This window comes from Pseudaminobacter soli (ex Li et al. 2025), assembly GCF_003012705.1.
Taxonomy (GTDB): Bacteria; Pseudomonadota; Alphaproteobacteria; order Rhizobiales; family Rhizobiaceae; genus Pseudaminobacter; species Pseudaminobacter soli.
This window is the reverse complement of record NZ_PXYL01000012.1, coordinates 157,663-164,043: the sequence shown is the minus strand read 5'-3', so window position 1 is coordinate 164,043 and position 6,381 is coordinate 157,663. Positions and strand designations below refer to the sequence as shown.

Annotated in this window: 6 protein-coding genes; all 6 read right to left on the bottom strand. The window is 66.1% G+C overall.

The genetic code is table 11. The annotated features are described in order from the left end of the window. Positions 1-167 precede the first annotated feature (167 nt). On the bottom strand, positions 168-797 hold the full coding sequence (locus C7I85_RS21570) for a 2,3-bisphosphoglycerate-dependent phosphoglycerate mutase (RefSeq protein ID WP_106726084.1): 630 nt from the start codon (positions 795-797) through the stop codon (positions 168-170). Positions 798-829: 32 nt separating this feature from the next. Continuing rightward, complete coding sequence (dapB, locus tag C7I85_RS21565; RefSeq protein ID WP_106726083.1) at positions 830-1,651, bottom strand: 4-hydroxy-tetrahydrodipicolinate reductase; 822 nt, start codon at positions 1,649-1,651, stop codon at positions 830-832. Beyond that, positions 1,648-3,492 (bottom strand): ABC transporter ATP-binding protein, encoded by a 1,845-nt coding sequence (locus C7I85_RS21560; RefSeq protein WP_106726082.1) that lies wholly within the window; start codon positions 3,490-3,492, stop codon positions 1,648-1,650. The genes dapB and C7I85_RS21560 overlap by 4 nt, the downstream gene beginning before the upstream one ends. A gap of 154 nt (positions 3,493-3,646) precedes the next feature. Beyond that, positions 3,647-4,672, bottom strand: coding sequence for a glucokinase (locus tag C7I85_RS21555; protein WP_106726081.1), 1,026 nt, complete (start codon positions 4,670-4,672; stop codon positions 3,647-3,649). Between the two features lie 20 nt (positions 4,673-4,692). After that, positions 4,693-5,076 (bottom strand): methylglyoxal synthase, encoded by a 384-nt coding sequence (locus C7I85_RS21550; RefSeq protein WP_106726080.1) that lies wholly within the window; start codon positions 5,074-5,076, stop codon positions 4,693-4,695. Positions 5,077-5,217: 141 nt separating this feature from the next. Further along, entirely contained in the window at positions 5,218-6,288 is a 1,071-nt protein-coding gene (gene mepA / locus C7I85_RS21545; RefSeq protein WP_428832884.1) for a penicillin-insensitive murein endopeptidase, read from the bottom strand. Positions 6,289-6,381 lie beyond the last annotated feature (93 nt).

Here is a 6,381-nt window from a genome sequence, read left to right as displayed (position 1 = left end):
CACAAGCACCACGCGGCAGCACCTGAATTGCTGACACGATCCTTTGTGCTCATCGTTAGAGCCTGGAGCTTGCTATCCGGGGTACTTTCTTGCGCTTGACAGTTCCCGCCCCAAAAGAGAAGCCCGGCGCGAGGGCCGGGCTTCGAGATTCGCTTTATGGCAGCGGCTTACGCCGGCTCGGCGACGAGGATCTCCTTCGACGCTACCGTCGAATCGGCGTTCAGGCGGTAGATGATCGGAACGCCGGTCGCGAGTTCGAGCTTGACGATCTCCTCGCCCGAAATGCCCTCCAGCGCCATGATCAGCGCGCGCAGCGAATTGCCGTGCGCGGCCACCAGCACGGTCCCGCCGCGCAGCACATGCGGCTGCATGTCGTGCATGTAGTAGGGCCACACGCGCGCGCCGGTGTCCTTCAGGCTCTCGCCGCCGGGCGGGGGGGTGTCGTAGGAACGGCGCCAGACATGCACCTGCTCCTCGCCCCACTTGGCGCGCGCATCGTCCTTGTTGAGGCCGTTAAGGTCGCCATAGTCGCGCTCGTTGAGTGCCTGGTCGCGGATCGTCTTGAGGTCGCTCTGGCCGGTGGCGTCGAGAATGTATTGGCAGGTCTTCTGCGCGCGCTTCAGCGCCGAGGTGAAGGCGATGTCGAATTTCAGGCCGCGTGCGGCGAGCCGTGCGCCGGCAGCCTTGGCTTCCGCCTCGCCCTGCGCGCTGAGGTCGACGTCACGCCAGCCGGTGAACAGGTTCTTCATGTTCCATTCGCTCTGGCCGTGGCGGACGAGCACGAGGGTTCCGGTCATGTCTTGCTCCCTTGGGATGGATAAGATGCGAGTCACCCGGCTCGCGAAAGGCCGAGCACGTCCCGCATGGAATAGAGCCCCGGCTTGCGGCCGCGGGCCCAGAGCGCCGCCTTCACCGCGCCGCGCGCGAAGATGGCGCGGTCTTCGGCCTGGTGCGAAAGCGTGATGCGCTCGCCGGTGCCGGCGAGGATCACCGAATGGTCGCCAACCACCGAGCCGCCCCGCAGAGAGGCGAAGCCGATGGCGCCGTCCTCCCGCACGCCGGTGTGGCCGTCGCGCGCCCTGGCGCTGTGCTCGCCAAGGCTAATGCCGCGTCCCGTGGCGGCTGCTTCGCCCAGCAAGAGTGCGGTGCCCGAAGGCGCGTCGACCTTGTGGCGGTGGTGCATTTCGAGGATCTCGATGTCGAAGTCTTCCGGCCCCAGCGCCTGCGCCGCCTGCTCCACCAGCACCGCAAGTAGGTTGACGCCCAGGCTCATATTGCCGGACTTGACGATCGTCGCGTGGCGGGCGGCCGCCGCGATCTTGGCTTCGTCGCCGGCCGAGCAGCCGGTGGTGCCGATGACATGGACGATGCGCGCCTGCGCGGCGTAGCCGGCAAATTCCGTGGTCGCGGCGGGTGCTGTGAAATCGAGCACGCCGTCGGCCTTGGCGAAGGCGGGCAGCGGGTCGTCGGTGATCGCAACGCCGAGCTTGCCGAGGCCGGCGAGTTCTCCGGCATCGTGACCGACATGAGCCGAGCCGGCCCGCTCGACCGCGCCGGCCAGGCGCACGCCGGGCATGGCATGGATGGTGCGGATCAGCGTCTGTCCCATCCGGCCGGCGGCCCCGACAACCACGAGACCCATGTCGTTCATGCGTTCTCTCCCTCGGCTTTCAGGCTCGACAGCTCATCCTGCTCGGTGTCGTCGACCAGGTCGAGACCCTTCTTGTTCTGCAGGCGGTAAAAGCGCGCATAGGTGCCCTGCGGGTTGGCCAGCAGCTCCTCATGCGTGCCCTGCTCGATCACCCGGCCGGCTTCCATCACGACGATGCGGTCGGCATTGATCACCGTCGACAGCCGGTGCGCGATCACGATCGTGGTGCGCCCCTTCATCACCGTCGTCAGCGCCTCCTGCACGCGCGCCTCGGATTCGTTGTCGAGCGCGGAGGTGGCCTCGTCCAGCAGCAGGATCGGCGCGTTGCGCACGATGGCGCGTGCGATCGAGATGCGCTGGCGCTGGCCGCCCGAAAGCGTCACGCCGTTTTCGCCCACCGCCGTGTCGTAGCCGTTGGGCTGCTGGCGGATGAATTCGTCTGCGGCGGCTTGCGTCGCCGCAAAGCGGATCTCGTCGTCCGTCGCGTCCTCGCGGCCGTAGCGGATGTTGTCGGCAATCGTTCCTTCGAACAGGTAGGGCTGCTGCGAGACATAGGCGATGGAGCCGCGCAGCGAGCGCTTGGTCACCCTGGAGATGTCTTGCCCGTCGACGATGATGCTGCCGCCGTCGAGATCGTAGAAACGTTCGAGCAGTGCCGTCAGCGTCGTCTTGCCGGCGCCGGAAGCGCCGACGATGGCGGTGGTCTTGCCGGCCTCGGCCACGAAGCTCACCTCGGTCAGCACCGGCAGGTCCTCGCCATAGGCGAAGGAGACGTTCTCGAAGCGCACTTCGCCCTTGCCGACCTTGATTTCCTTGGCGTCAGGCGCGTCGCCCTGCTGCGGGGTCAGGTCGAGGACTTCATAGATCATGCGCGCATTGACCAGCGAGCGCTCGAGCCCGACCTGCAGCTTGGCCAGCCGGCGCACCGGATCGTAGGCCAAAAGCAGCGCGGTGATGAACGCAATGATCGTACCGGGCGGCTGGCCGCCGGCTGCGGTGCGATAGCCGGCATAGGCGATCACGCCCGAAACGGCAAAGCCCGCCAGCACTTCCGCAATGGGCGTCATCCGCTCCGAAACCCTGGCGATCTTGTTCGACCGTTCCTCGGCGTGATCGATCATCTTGATCATGCGCTGCGACAGCTGCTCTTCCATGGTGAAGGCCTTCACCACGGTGATGCCCTGCGTGGCCTCCTGCATCGAGCCGATCAGCCGCGAATTGATTTCCACCGCCTGCCGGGTGATCGAGCGCAGCCGCCGCATCAGGTAGTTGACCGAGATCACCAGCGGCGGGCCGATGAGGAAGGCGCATGCGGACAGCAGCGGGTTCTGCCAGAACATGACCGCCACGAGCGAGATCAGCGAGACGAAATCGCGTGCCACCGCCGTCAGCGTCATCGACAAGAGGTCGCGTATGCCGCCGATATTCTGGTTGATCTGCGCGGCAAGGTGGCCGGACCGCTGCTGGGAGAAAAAGCCGACATCGAGCTTCATCAGATGGTCGAACATGCGGCGCTGGTAGCGGGCGACGAGATTGTTGCCGACCTTGGCCAGGATCACCGCCTGCCAGTAGCCGGCAACGCCGCGGACGGTGAATGCCACCAGGATGCCCACGCAGATCAGCGTGATCAGGTCGGCGCGCTGACGATAGAAGATATCGTCGATCACGCTGCTCATGACCCATGCCGGGAAGGCAGTGGTCATCGCGACGGCCACCATGCAGGCGCCCGCGATGATGTAGGACCACACATATTCGCGGCCGTTCTCCGCCAGCACGCGCTTGATCACGGCAATGATTTCGCCGCTATCGGGTTTGGTCCCGCTGTTCTTCTTAGAGCTCAAATTCAGGATCGTCCGTCAAAGATTGCGCTGCCGCGCCCGCCACGCGGTTCGTTCGGCGATCCTAATAGCGTCATCGCGCCGGCTTGCCTATGGCCGGAATGCGAATCATCGCCGTTGTGGCGACGATGTCGCGCATCACCTCCCGCGTGGCGACCTATGCCCGCCAGCGCCGGCCGGTGGTTTCGACGCCGAAACGCGAGGGTATGCGGGCATAGGCCGCAAGGCCGTTCAGCGCCGCCAGCGGGTGGGTGATGACGTAAACCGGCATGCTGCGCAGCAGCTCGCGATGCGGCGCCTTGTCTTCGAAGGCCTCGCGGAAATTGCCCGTCTTCAGCGCCGGCACGATCTTCTGCGCGATGCCGCCGGTGAGATAGACGCCGCCGCGGCTCATGAACACCAGCGCCAGGTCGCCCGCGGTGCGGCCGAGGCAGGTGACGAAAAAGTCCAGCGCCTCAACGGCCATCGGATCGGATTTGTCGAGTGCGGCGGCGGTGATCTCCGCCGGCGTCGTGAAGCGGGCTTCCTTGCCGTCGGCAATCGCGATCGCCCGGTAGGAATTAACCAGTCCGCGCCCGCAAAGAATCTGCTCGCCCGAAATGCGGCCCTCGATCGGTTCGAGATGCGGGAAGATCTCGCGGTCGCGCTCCGTGCGCGGACCGATGTCCATGTGTCCGCCTTCGCCCGGCACCGGTATCCATTTATGGCAGGCGTGGATCAGGCCGGCGACGCCCAGCCCGGTTCCGGGGCCCAGCACCACGCGCCCGGCATTCGGCTCCGGCTCGCCGGGGCCGATCTTTTCCATGTGCTCCTCGCCGAGCGCCGCCACGGCAAGCGCCTGCGCCTCGAAGTCGTTGAGCACGACGATGTCGGAAAGGCCGAGCGTCTCGAACATCGCCTTCGGCCGCACCACCCAGGGGCAGTTGGTCAGCGCGATCTCGTCGCTGTCGACCGGGCCCGCCACCGCAAGCACCGCCGAACGCGGCCTCAGCGAAGTGTGGTCCAGCACCGCCTGCTGGATGGCGTCGTCGATCGAGGCGTAGTTCGCGGTCTGCACGACGCGCGTCTCGCCCGGCTCGGAATTGGCGTCGACGATGATGGCGAAGCGGGCATTGGTGCCGCCGATGTCGCCGATCAGGATCGGAAATTGCAGGATGGAATCCTCGTCGCGGGCAGAAGACATTCTGGTCAAAATCCCCAAATTCACGGCTGGCGCAACTTGCCGATCAGCAGCTCGGCGGTCGCGTGGTTCAGCGCCAGCGGTATATCGTAAACGATCGCCAGCCGCATTAGCGCCTTCACATCCACGTCATGCGGCATCGGCGTCAGCGGATCAACGAAGAAAATGAGCGCGTCGATCGCGCTTTCGGCAATCAGGGCGCCGATCTGCTGGTCGCCGCCCAGCGGGCCGCTCTTGAGCCGCCGCACCTTGAGCTCCGGGCAGGCGTCGACGATGCGCTGGCCGGTCGTGCCGGTGGCCACGAGATCGCAGCCGGCCAGGAAGTCGGCATGCGCCCGGGCGAAGGCGACCATGTCGTCCTTCTTTTCGTCATGCGCAATCAGCGCCAGCCGGAGAGGAGATGCCACTTGGAAGCCGATGCCCGTTAGCTAAATCGGTTGAAACCTATAGCCAAGGATGCGGCGCGACGAAAGGGGCCTTCGTCGCGTCGTACGTCGATTTACCCGCCGGCTGCGGCTCTTTGCTTGCGGCCGCCAACCTCGCCGCCGTCAGCGCGAAGGCTTGGGCAGGGGCAAAGGCGGGCGCTTGATCGGCGTCGGCGCAAAGGCGTTCGCTGGTACCGGCGGCGCGCCGACATCGACGGTCGGCTTGGCATCCGGCTTCGTGGTCGCCACCGCGCTGCCGCCGGTATCGCCCATGGTCACTGCGGCCTCGGACTGGGGCGAGGGCGCGTTGAGCACCGCGCGGCACTCCTTGGGCAGTTTCGCCATGGTCATCACGTCGCGCGCCTTGGGGGCGTCCGGGTTCTTGCTGGGGCGCCACGGCTCCTCGGTGAACCACCAGGCCAGCGACTTGTCGCAGCCATCGCCGGGCGGCGTCGATTCCTGCGTCTTGCAGCCCACCGAGCCCGGCTGGCAGCCGATACGGACGTGGAAGTGGTAGTCGTGGCCCCAGAAGGGGCGGATCTTGCGCAGCCAGCTGCGGTCGCCCGTCACCGTGTCGCAGAGCTTCTTCTTGATGCCCGGATTGACCAGGATGCGCTCGACTTCCGGGTAGCTCGCGGCGCGCTTCAGGAGCCGCTCATGCGCCGGGGTCCACAACCGGTCGATGACCAGATGGGTCTTGTCGTTCACCAGCGAGGTCGCGCTCATGTTCTCGCGCTCGGTCGGCGTCAGCCGGTGGTCGGGCATCGGCGTGAACCAGATGTCGGCGTCGAGGCCGATCTGGTGCGAGGCATGGCCGGTCAGCATCGGCCCGCCGCGCGGCTGCGAAATGTCGCCGACCAAAAGGCCCGGCCAGCCGTCGGCCACCGCATCATGCGACAGCTTTTCGATCAGCCGGATCATGGTCGGGTGACCCCAGCGCCGGTTGCGAGACAGACGCATCGCCTGCCAGGTCGGCCCGTCGGTGGCGATCGCCACACCGCCCGCGAAGCAGCCCTTGGAATAGAAGCCGTAGGAATGCGGGGCGGTCGCCGCCGGCAGTTTCTGGGCGCCGAACAGGTCCTTTGCCAGCTCGTCGGCGCGGGCGCCCGTCGTCTCCAGCCCCGAAAGGGCGAACACGGCCACGGCCATCGCGGCAAGACGGATTGCCGCCTGGAAGACAGAAGTATTACGCATTTTCATCCAATCCGGCCCCTTGCCGACAAGCTTGAGATGACTTGCTTAGCGAAGCGTAAACGATGGTTCAGCCTTCGTCACGAGCACCTTATT